Source organism: Sphingopyxis sp. (genome assembly GCF_036675685.1).
Taxonomy (GTDB): Bacteria; Pseudomonadota; Alphaproteobacteria; order Sphingomonadales; family Sphingomonadaceae; genus Sphingopyxis.
On the sequence record NZ_JAKFEM010000020.1, the window covers coordinates 41599 to 62344 of the forward strand.

The 20746-nt window shown below is 65.0% G+C and carries 21 protein-coding genes; 9 read left to right on the forward strand and 12 right to left on the reverse strand.

The window, feature by feature from the left end:
• The first annotated feature begins 5 nt into the window (after window positions 1-5).
• A complete protein-coding gene (locus tag V6M50_RS08810) occupies window positions 6-788 on the forward strand; it encodes an SDR family oxidoreductase (protein WP_332818183.1) in 783 nt (260 codons plus the stop codon).
• On the forward strand, window positions 785-1249 hold the full coding sequence (locus V6M50_RS08815) for a MaoC family dehydratase (protein WP_332818184.1): 465 nt from the start codon (window positions 785-787) through the stop codon (window positions 1247-1249). The genes V6M50_RS08810 and V6M50_RS08815 overlap by 4 nt, the downstream gene beginning before the upstream one ends.
• Window positions 1250-1607: 358 nt before the next feature.
• On the opposite strand, the gene V6M50_RS08820 is transcribed toward V6M50_RS08815, so the two are convergent.
• Entirely contained in the window at window positions 1608-3167 is a 1560-nt protein-coding gene (locus tag V6M50_RS08820) for a FadD3 family acyl-CoA ligase (protein ID WP_332818185.1), read from the reverse strand.
• A 220-nt stretch (window positions 3168-3387) separates the two neighbouring features.
• On the opposite strand from V6M50_RS08820, the gene V6M50_RS08825 reads away from it, so the two are divergent.
• From V6M50_RS08825 to V6M50_RS08845, 5 genes are all read left to right on the forward strand, one after another.
• Entirely contained in the window at window positions 3388-4530 is a 1143-nt protein-coding gene (locus V6M50_RS08825) for a helix-turn-helix transcriptional regulator (protein ID WP_332818186.1), read from the forward strand.
• Window positions 4531-4681: 151 nt separating this feature from the next.
• Window positions 4682-5653, forward strand: coding sequence for a flavin reductase (locus V6M50_RS08830; protein WP_332818187.1), 972 nt, complete (start codon window positions 4682-4684; stop codon window positions 5651-5653).
• Window positions 5654-5686: 33 nt separating this feature from the next.
• Window positions 5687-6235, forward strand: coding sequence for a VOC family protein (locus tag V6M50_RS08835; RefSeq protein ID WP_332818188.1), 549 nt, complete (start codon window positions 5687-5689; stop codon window positions 6233-6235).
• A gap of 9 nt (window positions 6236-6244) precedes the next feature.
• A complete protein-coding gene (locus V6M50_RS08840; RefSeq protein WP_332818189.1) occupies window positions 6245-6958 on the forward strand; it encodes a hypothetical protein in 714 nt (237 codons plus the stop codon).
• A gap of 27 nt (window positions 6959-6985) precedes the next feature.
• Complete coding sequence (locus V6M50_RS08845; RefSeq protein WP_332818190.1) at window positions 6986-7507, forward strand: SRPBCC domain-containing protein; 522 nt, start codon at window positions 6986-6988, stop codon at window positions 7505-7507.
• 61 nt (window positions 7508-7568) lie between these two features.
• Here V6M50_RS08845 and V6M50_RS08850 read toward each other — a convergent pair whose 3' ends face one another.
• The 8 genes from V6M50_RS08850 to V6M50_RS08885 all read right to left on the reverse strand — a co-directional run bounded on the left by V6M50_RS08850 (window position 7569) and on the right by V6M50_RS08885 (window position 15964).
• Window positions 7569-9923: a TonB-dependent receptor gene (locus V6M50_RS08850; protein WP_332818191.1), complete on the reverse strand. Its 2355-nt coding sequence runs from the start codon at window positions 9921-9923 to the stop codon at window positions 7569-7571.
• Between the two features lie 188 nt (window positions 9924-10111).
• Complete coding sequence (locus V6M50_RS08855) at window positions 10112-10447, reverse strand: 2Fe-2S iron-sulfur cluster-binding protein (RefSeq protein WP_332818192.1); 336 nt, start codon at window positions 10445-10447, stop codon at window positions 10112-10114.
• A complete protein-coding gene (locus V6M50_RS08860; RefSeq protein ID WP_332818193.1) occupies window positions 10447-11865 on the reverse strand; it encodes a cytochrome P450 in 1419 nt (472 codons plus the stop codon). The genes V6M50_RS08855 and V6M50_RS08860 overlap by 1 nt, the downstream gene beginning before the upstream one ends.
• Before the next feature lie 98 nt (window positions 11866-11963).
• Window positions 11964-12767: a helix-turn-helix domain-containing protein gene (locus V6M50_RS08865; protein WP_332818194.1), complete on the reverse strand. Its 804-nt coding sequence runs from the start codon at window positions 12765-12767 to the stop codon at window positions 11964-11966.
• A 70-nt stretch (window positions 12768-12837) separates the two neighbouring features.
• The gene (locus V6M50_RS08870; protein WP_332818195.1) at window positions 12838-13470 is read right to left on the reverse strand and encodes a Dabb family protein; all 633 of its coding nucleotides are present in this window, start codon (window positions 13468-13470) and stop codon (window positions 12838-12840) included.
• A complete protein-coding gene (locus tag V6M50_RS08875; protein WP_332818196.1) occupies window positions 13463-13828 on the reverse strand; it encodes a hypothetical protein in 366 nt (121 codons plus the stop codon). Before V6M50_RS08875 ends, V6M50_RS08870 begins: the two co-directional genes overlap by 8 nt.
• Complete coding sequence (locus V6M50_RS08880) at window positions 13815-14810, reverse strand: quinone oxidoreductase family protein (RefSeq protein WP_332818197.1); 996 nt, start codon at window positions 14808-14810, stop codon at window positions 13815-13817. Before V6M50_RS08880 ends, V6M50_RS08875 begins: the two co-directional genes overlap by 14 nt.
• Window positions 14807-15964, reverse strand: coding sequence for an LLM class flavin-dependent oxidoreductase (locus V6M50_RS08885; RefSeq protein ID WP_332818198.1), 1158 nt, complete (start codon window positions 15962-15964; stop codon window positions 14807-14809). The genes V6M50_RS08880 and V6M50_RS08885 overlap by 4 nt, the downstream gene beginning before the upstream one ends.
• Window positions 15965-16107: 143 nt before the next feature.
• Here V6M50_RS08885 and V6M50_RS08890 point away from each other — a divergent pair, with 143 nt between their 5' ends.
• On the forward strand, window positions 16108-16872 hold the full coding sequence (locus tag V6M50_RS08890; RefSeq protein WP_332818199.1) for an SDR family NAD(P)-dependent oxidoreductase: 765 nt from the start codon (window positions 16108-16110) through the stop codon (window positions 16870-16872).
• A 13-nt stretch (window positions 16873-16885) separates the two neighbouring features.
• Here the strand turns inward: V6M50_RS08890 and V6M50_RS08895 are convergent, their stop codons facing one another.
• From V6M50_RS08895 to V6M50_RS08905, 3 genes are all read right to left on the reverse strand, one after another.
• Window positions 16886-17335, reverse strand: coding sequence for a nuclear transport factor 2 family protein (locus tag V6M50_RS08895; RefSeq protein ID WP_332818200.1), 450 nt, complete (start codon window positions 17333-17335; stop codon window positions 16886-16888).
• Window positions 17336-18508, reverse strand: a complete 1173-nt coding sequence (locus V6M50_RS08900) for a sulfotransferase family protein (protein WP_332818201.1) — start codon at window positions 18506-18508, stop codon at window positions 17336-17338.
• Between the two features lie 96 nt (window positions 18509-18604).
• The gene (locus tag V6M50_RS08905; protein ID WP_332818202.1) at window positions 18605-19789 is read right to left on the reverse strand and encodes a helix-turn-helix transcriptional regulator; all 1185 of its coding nucleotides are present in this window, start codon (window positions 19787-19789) and stop codon (window positions 18605-18607) included.
• Here V6M50_RS08905 and V6M50_RS08910 point away from each other — a divergent pair.
• Window positions 19788-20726 (forward strand): alpha/beta hydrolase, encoded by a 939-nt coding sequence (locus V6M50_RS08910; RefSeq protein ID WP_332818203.1) that lies wholly within the window; start codon window positions 19788-19790, stop codon window positions 20724-20726. The two genes, V6M50_RS08905 and V6M50_RS08910, sit on opposite strands and share 2 nt — an antisense overlap.
• Window positions 20727-20746 lie beyond the last annotated feature (20 nt).

Consider the following 20746-nt stretch of genomic DNA (forward strand, 5'->3'; position numbering starts at 1 on the left):
CAAATGTGGCACGACCCGCCCCCGAATATCCGACCCCCACCGGCCTGCTGAAGGGCAAAACCGTGCTGATCACCGCCGCCGCAGGCAGCGGCATCGGCGGTGCGGTCGCGCAGCGTGCGGCGGAGGAAGGGGCGACGCTTTTCCTCTCCGACATGCACGAACGCCGCCTCGGCGAAACCGCCGACCGGATCGCCGCGCTCGGCTTCGCACGCCCCGGCACACTCGTCTGCGACGTCACCGATGAGGATCAGGTGCAGGCGCTGGTTTCGGGTGCGATCGGCGCGATGGGGCATGTCGATATACTCATCAACAATGCAGGCCTTGGCGGCGCAGCATCCGTCGTCGAGATGACCGACGATCAATGGCACAAGGTGCTCGACGTCACGCTCACCAGCGTCTTTCGCATGACGCGCGCGATCCTGCCGCACATGTACGAACGCCAGAAGGGCGCGATCGTCAACAACGCCTCGGTGCTCGGCTGGCGCGCGCAGAAGCTGCAGGCGCATTATGCCGCGGCCAAGGCGGGGGTGATGGCCTTCACGCGCTGTTCGGCGCTCGAAGCCGCCGAACAGGGGGTGCGCATCAACGCGGTTTCGCCCAGCCTCGCGATGCACGCCTCGCTCTCCAAGGTCACCCCGCCGGGGCTGCTCGAAGAACTGACCGAGAAGGAGGCTTTCGGCCGCTATGCCGAGCCGTGGGAGGTCGCGAACGTGATGCTCTTCCTCGCCAGCGACCTGTCCTCCTACATGACCGGCGAAGTGCTCGCGGTTTCGAGCCAGCAGGCATGAGTGCGCGTGTCTTTGAAACCCCGAACGCGCTGCTCGCCGCGGTGGGCGAAAGCTTCGGGCCGACCGGATGGATCGCGATCGAGCAGGATCGTATCGACCTGTTCGCGCGGGCGACCGACGATCACCAATGGATCCATGTCGATCCCGCGCGCGCGAAGGACGGCCCCTTTGGCGGCACGATCGCGCATGGTTATCTAACGATGAGCCTCGTCAACCGCTTCCTCCCCGAACTGGTCGAGGTGCGCGGCGTTTCGATGGGGGTCAATATCGGCACCGACAATCTGCGCTTCCTGAACCCCGTCCGGGCGGGCAGCCGGATCAGGGGCAAGGGCGAACTGGTCAAGGCCGAGGAAGCGAAGGGCGGCGTTCAGGCGGTGGTCCGGGTGACGGTGGAGATCGAGGGCGCCGAGAAGCCCGCTTGTGTGGTGGATACGATCAGCCGGTTTTATCCGGAAAGCTGAGATTTTGCGCTGCGGCCAATGGTCTGCTTTGGGGTGGTGAACCGCCGCTGCCTTCTTTCATCATCCCGGGTTGGATCCGGTCGGCGCAAGGATCGCGTCATCATTCCAAAGTTCAGGAAAGTTCAGCCTTATGCATCGCCGGATTTCGACCTTGGGGCCTGCTGGACGCGCCCGGCACGCCGCGTCGTGACCGCACCCGCGAGCCAGGCAGCGACCGCCTTTATCCACCAAATGAAAGAGCCGGGTGAAGGCTGGCATAGCCGGATAATGTAGGAAAGGCTTATTTGAAGGCGACGCATGCCTTTGGGGCGGGGAGCAGCCATTCCCTAACCTTCGTCATTCCCCTCCGGTCGCGCACCTATTCCACCGGGTCGCGCAGAAGGAATTTCTGTACCTTGCCCGCCGCGTTCACCGGCAGCGCGTCCATAATCACCACCTGACGCGGCACTTTGTAATTCGCCATATTCTCGCGGCACCAGGCGACGATCTCCTCAGGCGTCGCGCTCGCACCGGGGCGGAGGACGATATAGGCCTTGGGCACTTCGCCCAGCCGTTCGTCGGGAACGCCGATCACCGCCGACTGCATCACCGCCGGGTTGGCTGCGAGCAGCCCTTCGATTTCGGCCGGATAGGCGTTGAAGCCGCCGACGATGAAGATGTCCTTGGCGCGGTCGGTGATCTTCACATTGCCGCGCGCGTCCTGCACCGCGATGTCGCCGGTGCGCAGCCAGCCTTCGCTGTCGATCGCCGCTGCGGTCGCCGCCGGATCGTTGAAATAGCCGCGCATCACATTGGGTCCGCGCACGAGCAATTCTCCCGCCTCGCCCGGCGCCACCACCTTGCCCGCCTCGTCGATGAGCTTGACCTCGATCCCGGCCAGCGGACGGCCCGCAGTGTTGGCGATCGTCGCCGCATCGTCGCCGGCGCAGCACATCGTCACGACGCCGCAGGTTTCGGTGAGGCCATAGGCGGTGAGCACGACCTCGATCCCGAGCTTGCCGCGCATTTCCTCGATCAGCGTAACGGGTACCGACGCGGCGCCAGTGATCGCGACGCGCAGCGACGAAATGTCGAACCTGTCATAAGGTCCGGCGAGCAGGCTCTGAAAAATGGTCGGCGGCCCGGGGAGCAGCGTGACGCGCTCGCGTTCGATCCGTTCGAGAACCTTGTCGGTCTGGAAGACCGCGTGGGGCAATACGGTCACCCCGCGCATCAGCGCGACCAGCCAGCCCGCCTTGTAGCCGAAGCTGTGGAAAAACGGATTGATGATCAGGAAATTGTCGCCCGGCCCGTAGGTCAGCGTCTCGCCATAGCTGAGATACAGCCGGACATTCTGGCCGTGCGTCGTCACCGCGCCCTTGGGGTTGCCCGTGGTGCCCGAGGTGAAAAGGATGTCGCAGACCTGATCCTCGCCCAGCGCATCCATCCGCGCGTCGACCGCGGCATCCGAAAGCGCCGCGCCGCGATCGAGGAAGCTCTGCCACGGCAAGCCGCCCTCTTCGCCCTCCATCAGCACAATGCCGCTGAGGTCGGGCAGATCCTCGCCCGCGAGCAATTGCGGATAGGCGGTGCCAAGGAAATCGGCGACGGTGAGCAGCAGCTTGGCGCCGCTGGTGCGCAGGATATAGCCCGCCTCGCGCCCCTTCAGCCGCGTGTTGAGCGGCACGATCGCGGCCCCCGCCGCCTGCGCGCCGATAGCAGCGATGATCCAGCCCACCGCGTTGGGCGCCCAGATCGCAATCCGGTCCCCTTCGGCGATCCCCGCCGCGATAAAGCCCTTGGCCGCCACGCGCGCCAGCCGTTCGAGATCGCGGTAGCGGACCTCGGTCCCGTCCTCGCCCCGGATCGCGACGGCATCGCCATGTGCGCGTACCGCGGCGAAGATTTTATGGGGTATCGTAAACTTCGCTTCGGCCACGACAGATCGTCTCCTGCGCCGGGCATCGATGGACACGCCATCCATCCGCCCGGTCGATTGTTCCTTGTTGCGTGACGCGTGGGCGGGGCCGCGACAACCCCTATTCGGGGGGCTTGCGTACCCGCCCCTTGCCGCGCGGGCCCCGACAGGTCATTGCCGGATGGAGCCCGACTCCTCATAATTATCGGGCGACTGGGTGCGAATGGGAAGCGAAGCCGGAATGCGGATCGGGAAACCTCTGGCCGAAGTCGATGAGCTGGTAACACTGCTCTATCGCGGGCCGCTCGAAGCGACGCCGTGGCTGGGCTTCCTCGAAGCGCTGAGCCGGCGGATGCGCTGCGCCAGCGCGGCGATCACGCTGCGCCTCAGCCGGCAAGGCACACCGCCGCTGATCATCTGGGGACCACCTCCCGTGATCGACGAGCGCGAGGCGCGCCGGATTCACGCGGTCCATGCCGAACTCGGCGATCTCGACCCCTTGCGCAACGCGCTGACGAAGGCCGGCGACATTTACCGGCTGAGCGAAGTGATCTCGCCCGACGATCTTCGCGGCAATCGCTTCTATCGCGAGATATTGCAGCCCTATGGCATCGAATATCAGCTCGGCATGTATATTTCCGAACCCGGCGGGTGGGAGGGCAATGTCGGGCTCACCAACGGTCCGGGCGAAGAAGACTTCACCGACGACGACAAGCAGGTGCTGCTCGCGCTGCGCCCGCATCTCGAACAGTCGCTCGCGCTCTTCTCGCGCATCCGCCGCGACGAGACCGAGCTTCAGGTGATGATCGACACGCTCGACCGGCTGACGCTCTGCACCTTCATCCTCGACGGCGCGGGCCGCATCCTGCGCACCAACAGCGCGGGCCGCGCGCTGATCAAATCGAGCAGCGCGCTGCGCGCCGCCGATGACCGCCTCGTGCTCGCGAGCAAGACGGGCAACACGCAGCTCCAGCAACTGATCGGCAAGGCGATCTCGGCCCACCGCGATGGCGGCAGCTTCGCCGAAGGGCTGCGTATCGAGGCGGATATTGACCGGCATCTGGGCGTGCTCGTGCGCACGATCGAGACCCCCTCGCGCTACAGCAACGAGGCCGGCCCAGCCGCGGTGGTCTATGTGTCGGGGCTCGACAACAACCAGCCGCTCGAACGACTGGTCAGCCAGATTTTCGACCTCACGCCCTCCGAGGCGCATCTGGCGGCGCTGCTCGCGACCGGGCTCAGCCTGGCGGAAGCGGCCGCCAAGCTGGAGCTGACCGAGAATACGGTGCGCAGCTATTGCAAGACGATCCTCAGCAAGACCGGGGTCAGCCGCCAGGCCGATCTGGTTCGCCTGATCCTGCGCAGCGTCGCCGTCCTCGGCTGACCCGCCCCCATAAGGGGGTGGCGGCGCGCCGGGCAAAGCCGCAATCCAGCGTCCTATCTAGTCCAATTGAGCGATGCGCGGCCGGGACCGGGCGATAGGGTCGATATGTACCCGCCCATCAGACGCGGCCGGATGAGGAGCAAAAAAGGTCATGGCCGCCAATTCCGACGCCATCGCATTCCGGAGCGCGCTCGGCGCGTTCACGACCGGGGTCACGATCGTCACGACGCGCGACGGCGCGGGCGTCGATTGCGGGCTGACCGCCAACAGCTTCAACTCGGTCTCGCTCGATCCGCCGATGGTGCTGTGGAGCCTCGCGCGCACGTCGCAGAGCATGGATGCGTTTCGGGGTGCGTCGCATTTCGCGGTGCATATCCTCGCCGCCGATCAGGAGGCGCTGTCCAACGGTTTCGCCAAGCGCGGCGCGGACAAGTTTGCGGGGCTCCAGATCGAGCGCGGTGCAAGCGACGTGCCGCTGCTCACCGGCTGCACTGCGCGCTTCCAGTGCCGCACCGCCTATCAATATGAAGGCGGCGACCACATTATCTTCGTCGGCGAGGTGATCGCCTTCGACCATGAAGATCGCGGGCCGTTGCTTTTCCATGGTGGCCGCTATGCGCTGGCCGCGCGCAAGGCCGCGATGCTCACCGCCTGCGACACCGGCGCGCAGCCCGCCGGCAGCTTTGGCGAGGATTTTCTCGGCTATCTGCTCGGCCGCGCGCATTTCCAGCTCTATGGGCGGATGCAGAAAAGCCTGAGCGAACATCATCTCGACGCCACCGATCACTTCATCCTGAGCGTGCTCGGCATCAACGACGGACGCACCGCAGCCGAGATCGAAGGCGTGATCGGCTATACCGGCGCGCACATCACGCCCGATCGCATCGCATCGCTCGCGGCACGCGGCATCGTCCGGACCGATCCGACCGACCGGCTCTGGCTGACCGGGACCGGCCGGCGCACCCTCGTCGAACTCGCCGCCGCCGCCAAGGCGGCCGAGGAGGACGCGCTGGGCGCTTTCGACGAGAATGAGACCGCGCTGCTCAAGCATCTGCTCAAGCACGTCATCCGCAGCACCGATCCCGGGCTTCCCGATCCGTGGGCGGCGCAGGAGACGCCGTAAACGCAACGCACAAAAACAAGGAAAGCGCCGAGAATGGAGAGGATACAAACAATCGCGGGCCACGGCCCGATCGGCCAGATCGCCTGGCTGACCGAGGATCTCGATCGCGCGATCGACCAATGGCGCCTGCTCGCGGGCGTCGGCCCCTGGACCGTCTATCGCAACGTCACGCTTGACGGCCACTATCGCGGCGCGCCCGCGACGGTCCGGATCGATGTCGGACTTGCCTATCAAGGCGAGACGCAGATCGAGTTGATCGCCCCGCACGGCACCGGCCCCTCACCCTATCATGACGCAAATGGCCGCGTGCGCGTGGGCATGCACCATGTCGCCTGGCTGGTCGACGATGTCGCGGCCGCCGCGACGGATGCCGCCGCCGCGGGCCTCGTTCCCGTCTTCAGCGCCGAGAGCGGGGGCGGCGCAACGCGCGTCGCCTATCTCGAGGCGCCCGACGAACCCGCGATCCTGCTCGAACTGATCGAGGCGACGCCGACGATCCGCGAAGGCTTTGCGACCGGAACAGCGGCGGCCCGCGATTGGGACGGCAGCAATCCCGTCACCATTTTCGACTTCGCAGCCTGAGGGAGCATTATGGAAAAGGTCATTTACGCGCTGTGGAAAGACCGCGCGGAGGAAAGCGCGCGCTTCAACGCGCGGCTGCTAGGCGATGCCGCTTCGCGGCTTGGCGGACTGGCGCACGCGGTGCGCATCAATGTGCAGGATGAACGCGTCGCGACCGGCAATTCGCCGCGCATGACCTCGACCCGCCCGCAGATGGACGCCGTAATCCAGCTTTGGCTACCGAGCGCGAACGATCCCGAGCGCGCCGCCGCGGACGCGATCGTCGCGGACGCCGCCCCGCGTCACGCCGCCTGGCTGGCGAGTGAATCCACCATTATCGCGAACACATTGCATCCGCCGACGCCCGGCGCGCGGACCGAAGGCTTTTCCCAGATCGTGTTTCTGGGCCTGCCGCCACGGCTGAGCTGGGATGGCTGGCGCGACGCCTGGCAGCGCCAGCATTCGGCGATCGCGGTCGATACGCAAAGCAACTTCGAATATATCCAGAATCTGATTGTGCGGCCGCTGAGCTATGGCGCGCCCGCCTATGTCGCGATGGTGGAGGAATGCTTCCCCACCGCTGCGCTGGCCGACGAGGCGGTCTATTTCGACGCGGTGGGGGACGCCGCGCGGCTGGCGGAGAACCAGCGGCTGATGATGGAAAGCTGCGCGCGCTTCATCGATTTCGACCGGATCGACTGCATCCCGACCAGCCAGTTCGATATTCGGCCCTTCGCCCGCTAGAACCCCGAAAACCGGAAAGGATAAGCCATGCGCGATGTCGATAAATCGCTGACCCGCCTCGATCCCGATGCCATCGTTCGCTCGGAGCGCGTCGAAATCGACGCCCCCGCCGCGATCGTCTGGGAGATATTGGTCGACCTTCCCCGCTATGGCGAATGGAACCCCTTTTGCATTGCGGCGGAATCGACGCTCGCGATGGGCGCACCGGTCAACATGACGCTCAAAAGCTATACCGAACCCGATACGGTCTTTCCCAATTGCGAATATGTCTGCGCGTTCGAACTCGAACGGTTGCTGTCATGGGAGCTGCCGCATGACGACGCCTGGCCCTATCCGGCGCGGCGCGATCAGGTCATCGAGCCCCTGGGCGACGACGCCTGCGCCTATCATTCGACCGATGCCTTTCTCGGGCCCCATGGAATTCACGTCATGCGCTTTGCCGGCCCCTGGGTGAAACGCGCCTTCGACGACACCGCGCACGCACTCAAAGCCCGCGCCGAAGCGATGTATCGGACGCGGAGCGGCGTCGCGGCTTCAGCACCGAAATAGCGAAAGCCGGGCGCCGCCTATCGGCGACGCCCGGCTTGCCCAGATCAGTGCTGGCAAGCCCCTAGAATTTGAAGCCGAGCTCGACGCCATAGCTGCGCGGATCGCCATACATGACGCCGGCAAAACCCAGCGAGCCGAAGTCGATCCCCGAGAGCAGATAATCTTCCTTGGTCAGATTCTTGCCCCACAATGCGATCGAGGCACGCGCACCGCCGACCGCGATGTCGGTGATCGAGAGCCGCGCGCTCAGCAGCCCGACCCCGCCGTCGGAGATTTCCTCGTTGAACGGATTGACCGGGTGCCAATAGACCTTGCTGCGATAGCTCCAGTCGGTGCGCGCAATGAGTTTCCCGAAATTGCCGAGCCCGGTTTCATATTGCGCGCCGACATTGGCGGTCGTCGCGGCCGAATATTGGAACTTGGCAACATCCGAAATGTCGGCGGGGACGCCGGTCATCGGATCGACGAAGGTGAACTTCTTATATTTGCGGTCGGTATAGCCGAACGACGCGTCGACGGTGAACCCGTCGGCAATCTGGGCCAGAACCTCGGCCTCGATGCCGGTGTAGGTGGCCTTTGCCGCGTTGACCGTCGTGCTCGCTGCCCCGCCCGTACCGGCAAGGAATTGCTGCACCTGAAGATCGTCGTAGATGGCGTGAAAGGCCGCGACGTTGAACCGCAGGCGCCGATCGAACAGCTCGCTCTTGAACCCGACTTCATAGGAGACGAGATCCTCGGGATTGAAACCGTTGTTATCCGCCGCACGGGCATTGAAGCCACCCGCCTTGTAGCCCGTGCTCACACGGGCATAGGTCATGATGTCGTCGCTCCAGTCATAGGAGATGTTGGCGAGCCAGTTCAGACGATTGAACTTGCGCGTCAGATCGCGCGGCGCGGTTGGCAGCGGCGCCGACTGGGTCAGATGCTTCTTGTCTTCGGTATAGCGAATGCCGCCGGTGATGCTCAGCCGGCTGTCGAGCGCGGTGGGTTTCCAGGTAACCTGGCTGAACGCCGCCATCGAACGCGAGACGTGGCGATAGGAAAGCAGCGTGTCGAGGTTGAGCCCGATGCTGTTCAGCGTGATGCCCGGCGCGATAGGCAGCGCGGGGACGCCGGGGATGACGGCGGACACCGGCAGAATGATCGTAAAGCCCTGCGGATTATTCTCTGTCGCGCGCTCGCGGAAATAATAGCCGCCGAGGACATATTCGAAATCGTCGCCGATCGAGCCGATCAGGTTGAATTCCTGCGAGAATTGCTTCTGGTGCCGTTCGTTGCTGGTGTGGAACAGGTCGATCGGTGCGACCCCGAAGGTCGGCGCGGCGATAAAGCCCATCAGCCCGCCATTGCCGTCGAGATCCGAGCTCTCGCTCACATTGTCCCATTTGCGATAGCCGGTGATCGAACGCAGCGTCGCGTCGCCGATCTCGAGGTTGAGCGTCAGCGCATGGCCCTGCACCTTGTCATGGGCATTGCCGTCGCGATCGAGGCGAATCTGCGACAGTCGATCCGGTGAAACCTGCGGCGCGGTCCCGCCGAACGCGGGCGAGAAGTTCAGATATTCGAGGATGTCGGGGCGGATCGCACGCAACTGGAACGCGTTGGCGCGGCCGTTCCGGTCGCTGGAGTCGAAAACATAGTCGACCGTGAAGCCGGTGCCCTTGTCAAAGCGCACCGCGGCGCGGACGGCGTCGGTGTTGCGCGCGCCGGGATCGCGCTTGTCCGACGGTTCAAGCAGATTGTCGACGGTCCCGTCACGCTGGCTGTGCAGGAAGCCGAGCTTCAGCGCCAGGCCCGTGTCGCCCAGTTCGCCGGTGTCGAGCAGCGCTTTCACCATATATTCGTCGAAGCTGCCGTAACCGACCTGCAGGCGGCCGCCGAAATCCTTCGACGGCTTGGCCGAGATCAGGTTGACCGCGCCGCCCGTGGTGTTGCGGCCATAGAGCGTGCCCTGCGGCCCGCGCAGGATTTCCACGCGCTCGAGGTCCATCATGTCGAACAGCGCGCCGGCCGACCGGCCGACGATGACGCCGTCGACATAGAGCCCGACCGCGGGATCGGCGGTCAGGATGGGGTCGTTGTCGACGATGCCGCGGATCGAAATCGAGGGATTGGCCGTTGCCGACGGCGTTTCGGTGATGATGAGGTTGGGGGCCGCGCTGCCCAGCGCCGCGACGCTGGTGATGCCGCGCTGCTCGATCATTTCGGCGTTGATCGCACTGATCGCGAGCGGCGTGTCCTGCAGGCTTTCCGAACGTTTCTGCGCCGTGACAATGATTTCGCTGAGCCCTTCGGACGCGGCATCCTCGGCCTGCGGCGCCTGTTCGGCCTGCTGCGCTTGCGCGGCGCTGGCGATCCAGGGCGCGATCAGCGCGATGGCGGCCATCTGCGTGCGACGATGTGTGCGTACCTTCATCAGTCCCATCCCTTTTGCTTATCGATTATGGCGTATTATGCGCCGTTTTTTGATCAAATATCATGTGATGCGTAATATACGCAATATATATCTACGCATGAAGGTAATCCAACACCCCCTTTTGGTGGTGTGGTGCGCAGACAAAAAAGGGGCGGCAAAAGCCGCCCCAGTTTCCGCCCTTAACCCGTTTAAATCCCGGGCTGTTCCTTGGGGACATGAACCCGCAGCCCGTCCAGTTCCTCGGTGATATGGATCTGGCAACTCAGCCGGCTGCCCGGCGTGACCTCGATAAAGTCGGCCAGCGCATCGAGCATGATGGCCTCCTCCTCGCCCGGCGGCCCGACTCGCTCGACCCAGGCGTCGTCGACATAGACATGGCAGGTGCCGCATTGGCGCACCCCGCCGCACAGGGCATCGATCCCGTCGACAAGATTGCCGATGGCAAGGTGCATGACCGCCATGCCTTCAAAGTTGGTGCAGGTCTTTTCGCTGCCGTCGGGCTGGACATAAGTGACGCGCGCCATCAGTTTTTGCCTTTCGCGTGCGCCGGGCATCCCGCCGCCGCAGCAACCCCATCCAGATCGGCGGGCGCGCGCGCAGCCATGGTCCGGCGCTTGTAACGCACCCGGCAGGGCTGTTCGGGCCAATAGGTGCCCGCCCCGGCGATCGGGCGCGGCGTGTCGATCAATTCCATGTCGTAGCGCTGGAGCAGGATGGCGATCAGCGCCTTCATCTCCATCCGCGCGAAGTTAACCCCGGCGCAGCGGTGCATGCCGCCGCCAAAGCCGATCAGGCTGTTCGATTCGACCTTGGTATCCGCGCGTTCGGTGTTGAAGCGTTCGGGATCATAGTCATCGGGGCGGTCGAAAATTTCGCTCATCCGGTGGCTGACCGAGGGTGCGAGCAGGATCCAGTCGCCTTCGCGGATCTGGTAGCCGTCGCGCTGGAAGTCGGCGGCCGCCTTGCGGATCATCGTGAAGGCCACCGGGTGCAATCGTTCGGTTTCGCGCAGCGCCAGATCCATCTTCTGCATCGCGATCGCCTGTTCCCAGCTGAGATCGGCCCCCGATGCCGAGCCCAATATGGCGGCGATCTCGCCCCGCAGCACATCCTGATATTCGCGGTTCTGGAGAATATCGATCATCGCCCAGCTGACCTGCCCCGCGGTTGTTTCATGCCCCGCCCAGACCAAGAGCAGGATCATGTGGATGATCAGTTCGTCGGGGATCGGGCGGCCGTCGGGATAGGTCGACGCCACCATGTCCTGAAAGAAATCGGCCGGCTCGACCGGACGCGCGCGCCGCTGCCTGATCCAGTCGCCGAGGATCTGGTGCAGCTTTTTCTTGGCGGCCTGGCTGCGGCGCATCTTCTTCGTCGGGAGCCAGAGCGGCAGGACAAATTCCATCCCGCCCGAAAAGTCGCGGAACAGCTCGAAGAATTCATGGCCGAGCTTTTGCTTGAAATCGCGCCCCATGAAGCTGTGCGCCGCGATGTCCATGACGACCGGCCCGAGGGTCGAGACGAGATCGAATTCGCCGCTGTCGCCAAGGCGATGACAAAGCGCCATCGCCTCTTCGGCCATCACCGGCACATATTGCTTCATCGCCGAAGCCTTGAAGCGCGGCATGATGACCGCGCGCTGGTTCAGATACTCCTCCATCTCGGCGAAGGAGTAGAAGTTGGGCGAGAACATCTTGTGGAAAAAAGGCATCGATTCGCGGATCGACAGCAGCTTGTCGGTTTCCTGAAAGACGAAGCGATTGTTGTCGGGGCCGAGCATCACGACCATGTTCCGCCCGCCCATGCGGAACGAATAGATCGGGCCATGGTCCTGATAGCCCTTGCGCAGCAAGCCGACGGGGTCCTTGAAGAAATCCGTGAGGTGACCGAGGAACGGGACACCCCCGCGCATCGCAGGCGGCTGCATGGCGATTGCCGACATCAAATTTCTCCCTCCGACGCCGGCATCGAGACCGACTTGCAGCCGGTATCGCGCCACTGCTTCGTGCCGCCGAGAGGATCGCATGATTGTAGCGAATTTTAATCCTTGAAGGAGCGGCGTTCGCGACTTTCCGAACCGAACGCCCCCGCCGCGACATCGCGCGCGACCATCGGCAGCGGGATCGGGGTCGACGCGATCAGCAGGCCGACATTGGTCTTGACCGCCGGCGGCAGCAGGGCATCGCGCGCGATCAGGTCGCGCACTTCGCGAAACAGGCTGACAAGCCGGCGTTCGAGCAGGATGCGCGAGGCGTCGGACAATTCGCCAATCTCGAACTCCCAGATCGATCCCTGGGCCGAGAAGTCATATTGGAGAAACTCCTCCTTCACCCGCCGGTCGAAGAAACGCCGCATCGGCCCGCCCCGGCGCCAGCTGATGCTGCGCGCGGTCATCAGGCGGATGACGTTGCCGGGGAGCAGCTGGATCAACCCGATGCGCTCGAGCTTCAGCAGCGCGGGGACCAGCACCGTCTGGTCGATCGCATAGTCCCCCTCGATCCGGTCGACGGTCCAGCCGCCGAGCGCGAGGTGAAAGCAGAACAGCGCCAGCGGATCGTCGACCAGCGCCTGCTCCTGAACGTCGGAGAGTGTGTCGGGCATCGCCGGCCGCGCCGCGTCGGCCAGCCGCGCAAGCTCGAGAAAATTGATCCCGGCGAGTTCGCAGATTTCGCCGATCCGCGCGAGCGTGAAGCTATGCTGCGCGAAGGTACGGCGAACGCTGGCATGGCTGATCCCGAGCGCCGCAGCGACATCGGCATAGGTCAGCCCGCGCTCTTTCAACACGCGCTTTAGCGCCTCGACCAGATAGTTGCTCTGCGTATGCAATCGCTCTGCCGCCGTCATTCGCGCCGCCTTTCGTCGCGGTCACCATGCCCGCGGATCGATGCCGGCGCCATGCGATTCAAGGATGCGGCTACAGGACGGATGCTTCCATCGCGCAAAAACTGTGGCAGAGCCGCGCGTCGACGATGCGGTCGGGGCATTCGGGGTCGAACCAGCGATCGATCCGCGCCCAATGATAAGGGTGCATCATATATGGCCCCATCAACCCGCCGGCATCGGCATATGCCTGTTCCCAGACGTGCGTCCAACGGCGCGCGCCGATCGCGTCGTCGGCGCGGCTGAGCTGCCAGTTGCGGATCGCGGGGATGTAATGCGGCATCATCCGCGTTTCGGCCTCGAAACGCGCGACGACGGCGGGGTCGGTGCCTTCGTCGATGCTGAGCAGCAGCACGCGGTAGACGCCGTTCGCAAGCTCCGGATCGGACCGCCCGCCTGCCCCACCCTCATAGGCGACGCCATCGACCGAAGCGACTGCGGGCGCGGCGAGCAGCAGCGCGAGCGCCGCGTCGAAGTCCGCGCGCTTCGCCGCATCGTCGAACGCAAAATGCGCGATCAGGTCGCCGCCGAAATGGCTACCGGGCAACGCCGGAGCGACAAGCTGGCGCGATGCGAAATGCGCCGCCGCCAGCGCGTGTATCTCATCGGCCAACGCCGACGCACTCGCGGGGTCGGCGAGAGTGACGAGCCGGGTCAGCTTATACATCGCAAAGCCTTTCGATGTCGGCGGGGTCCGACGCGAAGAAGCGGCGACGGCTGACCGCGCACGCATCGACGTCGGCCCACCATGCGGCGACATCGGGGTCGTTTCCGCCGACAAAGCGCATCTGCCACCACGCCCCCGCACCGGCGAGCGACCAGCGAAAGACGAGAGTGTTGGACTGGTCGTCGAGCCACATCGGCGGGCTGACGAGAATCTGTTCGAGCGCCATCCCGCGCGCCCGCGCGCCGGGCGCATAGCGTGCCAGATAGTCGTCGAGCAGAGCCTTGCCCTCGCCCGGTTTCGTCACGATCTCGTCGATCGCATGAACCAATGGCGCGGCGGCGGCGTTACCAGTCGTCATGCGGCGTTACCTCCAATATGATCTTGCCGCGGACGTGCTGCCCTTCGATGCGACGATGTGCCTCGGCGGCGTCGCCCAGCGGCATGATCTCGATCGCGGGCGGCTTCACCCCGCCTGTAGCGCATAGCGCGGCCAGTTCCTTCAGATGCTGCGGCAGGCGCATCACCGCGTTCATGTTCGACAGGATGCTCACCCCGCTCGCAGCAGCCCGCGCGACCTCATCGGCGCTCGCCTGCGATGCCAAAGTAGCGATTTCGACATAGCGGCCGCCCGGCGCGACAATATCGACGGCGGACGGGAGCAAGCTGTCGAGCCCGACCGCGTCGAGCACAAGGTCGACCCCGCCCGGCGCCCATTTGCGCACCGCCTGTGCAACATCGCCGGCGCGATAATCGATTGCATGATCGGCGCCGAAACCCCGGACATAGGACATATTGTCGGGCCCGCAGGTGACGGCGACACGCGCACCGAGCGCGTGCGCGATCTGGATAGCGAGGCTGCCGACGCCGCCCGCGCCGCCGTTGATGAGCACGGTCTGCCCCGCCGACAATCCGCCGACATCGACAAGCCCGCCATAGGCCGTCGTCCCCGCGACCGGAAGCGCGGCCGCCTGCGCGAAACTCCATCCGTTCGGCAGGGGGGCGAGGAACGCCGCGTCGGCGATGCAATATTCGGCATAGGAGCCATCGCGCCCCTGCCCCTGCTTCGACATGCCGAAGACGCGGTCGCCGGGCGCAAAACCATCGACCCCCTCGCCGACCGCCTCGACGATGCCGGCGAAGTCGAAACCGAGCACGAACGGAAAATGATAGTCGATATAGGCCGACAGCTTGCCGACCCGCGTTTTCCAGTCGGCGGGATTCACCCCCGCGCAAAGCACCCGGACCAGCACCTCGCCCGCCGCCGGTTCGGGCATCGGCAGGTCGTCCCACACCAGCTGTTCGGGACCCCCGAACCCGTTGATCACTATCGCGCGCATCATTCCGCGCCGACCTGTTCCATCACCGGGGCTTGCCGCGCCCTGAAATGCGGGATGACGTGGGTTCCGATGTTGCGGATGGTTTCCATGATCGCCTCGTGCGGCACCGCGCCCATCTGGAAGAGGAAGAGGATCTCGTCGGCGCCGGCATCGAACAGGCGCTGGACATAGCGGATGCAGTCGTCGGCGGTGCCGTAAGCGTCGGCGACCTCCTCATAAGCGCCGGTATGCTCGGACCCGATGCTGATCTTTTCCTCCGAGAGATAGGCGACGACCGCCGCCTTTTCCTGCTGGAGGATCGCCGCCTGTTCGTCGCCCGACAAATCCTCGACCGTCGGCTTGGGGCCGCCCTGATACCAATAGCCGAGCGATTCGACGAAGAATCGCTGACCGCGGAGGCCAATGCGCCGCGCCTTTTCGCGGTCGTCGAGCACCAGCGCCGGACAGAGCGCGGCGAGATGTTCGGTCGGGCGAAAGCCGACCTGGTCCGCGGCCTTGCGATTGGCCCACGCCGCGCGATAGATCGCATTCTTGCTCGCGATGTCGTCGGGCCCAGCAAAGCCGAGCACGAGCGCACCGATGCCGCGCGCCCCGGCGGTCGTCAGCGCATCGGCGCGGGTGCACGCCATATAAAGCGGCGGGTGCGGGTCCTGGTACGGCTTGGGATGGATCGGACGGCGCGGAATCTGGATATGTTCGCCGTTATGCTCGATCTCGTCCTGCACCATGATCTTGGGAATCAGGTACATCGATTCATCGATCATCGGCTGAAGCGCGCCGAGGTCATAGCCGAAAGTTCCCGCCTCCTGCTGCGTGCCGCCCTTGCCCATGCCGAAATGGACGCGGCCCTTGGAGAGAATATCGAGCGTCGCGATGCGCTCGGCGACCTTGACCGGATGGTTCATCGCGGGCGGCAGGCAAACGACGCCATGGCCTATGCCGAGGCGCGTCGTCTTGCCGGCGAGGAAGGCGAGGAAGGTCTCGGGCGCCGACATATGCGCATATTGGGTTAGCGCGGTGTGTTCGACCGCCCAGACGGTGTCGAAGCCCATCGCCTCGGCGAGCAGCGATTGTTCGACGATCTCGTGAAAGCAGCGCGCTTCATTATCGCGCGAGGTGTCCACCATCTGCGCTTCGTAAATGATCGAGAATTTCATGGCTGTCCGGTCCTCTCCGCTATCCCGAATTTTTCGCGAGCATAAGGCGCCGCCTCGCGGCCGTTCCTCGTCCAATTGGATCAATTCGCCGGGGCCTGCCGGTGCTACGAAATCGGGCAACGATGGATGGAGAGAGGATCGCAATGGGCATGTTCGAGGGCAAGGTTGCGCTGGTAACCGGCGGCGCTTCGGGAATCGGCGTCGCGGCAGCGCTGCGCTTTGCCGAAGAGGGCGCCGCGGTCGTGGTTGCCGACCTCAACGAAGCCGGCGCCGAGGCGATCGCCGCGGCGATCCGCGCCAAGGGCGGCCGCGCGCGCGCCATTCGCTGCGATGTCGCGAGCGCCGCCGACAATGACGCGATGGTTGCCGCGGCGAAGCAGGATTTCGGACGGCTCGACGCCGCCTTCCTGAACGCCGGCGCCTATGCGCAGACGGGTTTCGAGGAATCGGGCACCGCGACCTTCGACAATATGGTCGCGATCAACCTCAAAGGCGCATGGCTGGGGTTGCAATCGGTATTGCCCGCGCTCGAGCGTGGCGGCGCGGCGGTGGTAACCGCATCGACCTCGGGCGTCATCGGGCTGAATGTGGCGGCCGCCTATAGCGCCGCCAAACATGGCGTGATCGGGTTGGTGCGATCGACGTCGCAGAGTTTCGCGGCGCGCGGCCTGCGCGTCAACGCGATCTGCCCGGGGCCGGTCGCGACCGCGATCCTCGGGGTGGCCGAGCAGGCCCCGATTCAGCCGGCCGACACGCTCGCGCTTCCCGATTATGGCGGCGTGTTGCTGCCGCAGCATATCGCCGAGGTCGCGCTATTCCTCGCCAGCCCGCGCTCGGGCGGAATCAACGGGCAGTCGCATGTCGTCGATGCGGGCTATCTGGCCAGTTATCCGCCGATGCCCGAATGAGCCGGAGCGCGCGTCAGTCGCGCTCGACGCGGATGCGGCTGAGCCGGGTTCTGGCGATCAGCCAGCGTCCGCGCGCCTTGCGGTAGCAATCGTGATAATGTCCGAACCCGTGGCGCGAGCGGCCGGCAAGGTCGCTTCCCTCGCCCGCCCAGAAATGATCGTCCATCGCCCAGATGCCCTCGGCGTCGCGCGCGCCGGTGAAGCGGATTTCGAAGCTGTGGACATGATGGACCGTCGTGGCATTTTCCAGCGTGGCGGCGACCCCTGTGACAAAGGCCTCGGCACCGGTGGTCAGCAATCCCTCATCGGTTTCACCCGGCATTTCGCGAAAGTCGCCGATCATGTCGTCGGTGAGCAGGCTGCGCAGCAGCGCCCAGTCCTTGGTATCAAGCGCGCGCACATAGCGCGCCTTGAGCAACCGGATCTCTTCGATCGCAGCGAGATTGACGGCTTCGGTCATCATCTATTCCCCCTCCAGGAAGGCGGCTCGATAGGCCGCGAAACGCTGTTCTACATCCGAGCGGACCAAGCCGAAATCCTCAAGCGCATATTTGTGCGGCGCGCGATCCTCGCGCTTGTTCGCTTCGATCCATTCGGCCATGCCCGCACGCACCGCGTCGGTGACATCGACCCCCGCGGCCTCAAGCACGCGCACGCCCTCACCGATCGGATCGCCCAGCAGGTCGGCGTAGCGGACATCGATAAAATTCTGCCCCGCGACCTGTCCGCGCACCGCCATGAAACGATCGAGCAGCTCGGCAAGGCGCGGCACCCAGAAAGCGGCGACGCTCGCCGGATCGACGCTGTCCGACACCATTTGGTACAGGCTGTGCTCCATGCTGCAATAGCTCGGCACCGTCGCGACCGGATCGCGGTGCGTCATCACGATCTTCGCCTCGGGGAACACCTCGATCACCGCGTCAAGCGCGAGCAGGTGGCCCGGCGTCTTGAGTACCCATTTCGCATCCGCGCGGCTCTGGTCCTGCCATTGCAGCGACTGGAGGATCTGCTTGAGGTCGCGGTAGCATTGGATGCGGTCGTTTTCGGTCAGCCAGCGCGCATAGCCCGGGACATGGTAAGTCCCCTCTATCATCGTGCTCGAATAGAGCTGGCCGAGGATGATCAATTCCTCGTCGGGCTGGTCGATGCTCATCGGATGGATCGACATCAGATCGGGGATCGTCGCCAGCATATAGTCGAGGAAACCGCGTGCCGCTTCGCGCCGCGGTTCGGGGTTGCCATGCTCCTCCCCCGGGAAGGGGGCGTAATTTTGCGTCTCGAACCAGCGCGTGCCGGTCATCCCCGGCGCCGATGCGAGCATGCGGTGCAACATGGTGCTGCCTGTCCGCGGCAGGCCGACGACCACCGCAGCGACCTCGACCTGCTCACCCAGGATTTCGGGATGGCGCTTGACGAGGTCGACATGGCGCAGGCGATTGACGAGGCCGTTCACGATCATCGCCGAGGCGCTTGCAACACCCGCCTCGCTGAGCCGCGCTTCGGTATTGAGCGCGGGGATCAGCGCGTCGATATTGGCGAAGAACCAGGTGTCACCGAAATCCGAAAGCCCTGCCTGCTCGCACGCTCGCGCGACAAGCACGTCGCGATTCGGCACCTGGCCAATTGCCTCACTCACGGCACATCCTCTCTGCATTATGATAGCATTTTTATATATTACGCACGATATTCGTATTTTTGTATGCTATCATCCACGCAGAAAGATGCAACACCCTTAGCTGGAACCTCCCAATTCGGTCATTCCAGCGTGGAGCAGGTGCACAAGCTGCGATTGCCGCCGTGCCCCTGTCTTGGCGAAAATCGATCGCAGGTGCGACCGGGCGGTGTTGTGCGCGATGCCCAGACGGTCGGCGGCTTCGACCAGCGAACCGCCGCCGGCGAGCGCCGCGGCCAGCATCGCCTCCATCCGCGTCAACTGGAACAGGTCGCGGATCGCCTCGGGATCGGGCGTCGCATCCTGCCCCGGATCGCTGATGAACAAAGCCAGCGCCGCGCCCTTGCCGCCGCGCATGAAGGCCGGCGTCGTCACCGCCTTGGCCACAACGCCCAGATCGCGCTGTCCCGACGGCCGCTCGATGCGGAAGCGCTGGGGCGGCGAGGCGGCGGGATCGGCCTCCGCGCTCAGCAATTTCAGCAGCTTTTCGAGCGTGCGGTGCGCATGGCCCGCCGCCAGGCGGAGGCGCCCGCCCGCCAGCGTCAGCCCGTCTCCCCCGGCAAGCAACCGCTCGGCAACCGCGTTGGTGCGGATCACCTTGCCATCATGGTCGAGGGTGATCGCGGCCACGCCCATCTGTTCGACCACGCCGCGATAGACGCCATGTTCGGCGCCCGACGCCTGCAGCCGTTCGAACAGCTGGATCGCATGGCGCAGATGCGGGACGAGCGCCTGCAGCGCATCGCGCTCGGCGGCGCCGAAGTCGCTGCGGCTGTTGTCGCGCATGACGCGAAGCCGCGCCTCGAAACCGCTGTCGAAACGCAGGTCGACGCCAAGGATCTGGTCCCCCCCGGCGGCTTCGAGGAAATCGCGCCAGAAATCGCTTGCACGCGCCGCGCCCTGCACGAAGTCGGTGAAGGACAGGACCTTGCCTTCGGGCAACCCCTTGAACGGATCGCTGGCGAAAAAACTTTCGACATACTCCTCGCTCGTTTGCGGGTCGGCGTCGGGCGTCACAATCGTCCCGGGCTTGCTCGTGCCGGGCATCGTCAGGATCAGCGTCGCATAGGTGCCGTCGAGATAGAGCGCGAGACGGCGCAGGAAATCCTCCCACGGCACATCCGCCAGCAGGCCGCCGAACAGGTCGGACAGCAGCCCCGAAAATTCCGCCGTATCGCCGTTCGCCCTCACCATCGTCCCTTCATTCCGGTCCATTCCATCCCACAAACAGGAGAGCTTTGCCATGCCCATTGACCCCGCCCTTGTGCCGTTGCTCGATATGATCAACACCCTGCCGCACATGAATCCGCCTTTCGATGCCGCGGCATTCCGGCTGGGGGACGAACAGCCCATGCCGGCGTTCAAGGCCGATATCGCCGAGGTGCGCGACGTCACGCTCGATACCGCCGCGGGACCCGTTCGCGCGCGGCTGTACCATCCGGCGCCGGGCGAAACGCTGCCGCTGCTTTTCTTCATGCACGGCGGCGGCTGGGTGTTCGGGACCATCGAGACCCATGACCCGCTGTGCCGCGCGCTTGCCTCGGCAGCCGAAATCGCGGTGCTCTCTGTCGAATATCCGCTGTCGCCCGAACATCGCTATCCCGTGGCGCTCGATACGATGCGTGCCGCGCTGACGGCAGTGGCGGACCGGGCCGATGCGCTGGGCATCGACCCCAGCCGGATCGCGGTTGGCGGCGACAGCGCCGGCGGCAACCTGTCCGCCGCGCTGTGCCTTTCCGCGCGCGACGAGGGCGGTCCCGCGATCGCGCACCAGCTGCTCCTTTATCCTGTCATCGACAATGATTTCAGCCGCGCATCCTATACCGAAAATGCCGCCGGCTATCTGCTCAGCGGCGCGATGATGCAGTGGTTCTGGGCCCAATATCTGGGCGATGCCAATGCCGCGCCCGAACCGCTTGCCGCCCCGATCCGCGCCGGCAGCCTTGCCGGCCTGCCATCGGCAACGGTCATCACCGCCGAATTTGATCCGCTGCGCGACGAGGGGAACGCCTATGCCGAGCGCCTGAAGGCCGCCGGCGTCGCCGTGCGGCACAGCCAGGTTCCCGGCGTGATCCACGGTTTCGCCAGCATGCTGGGAATGCTGCCGCAAGCCGACATCGCGGTCGGAACCGCGGCGAAGGGTCTGCGGGAAGCGTTCGGAATGGAGGCCGTGACGGCGTGATCGGGTCCGGGGTCCGGCCG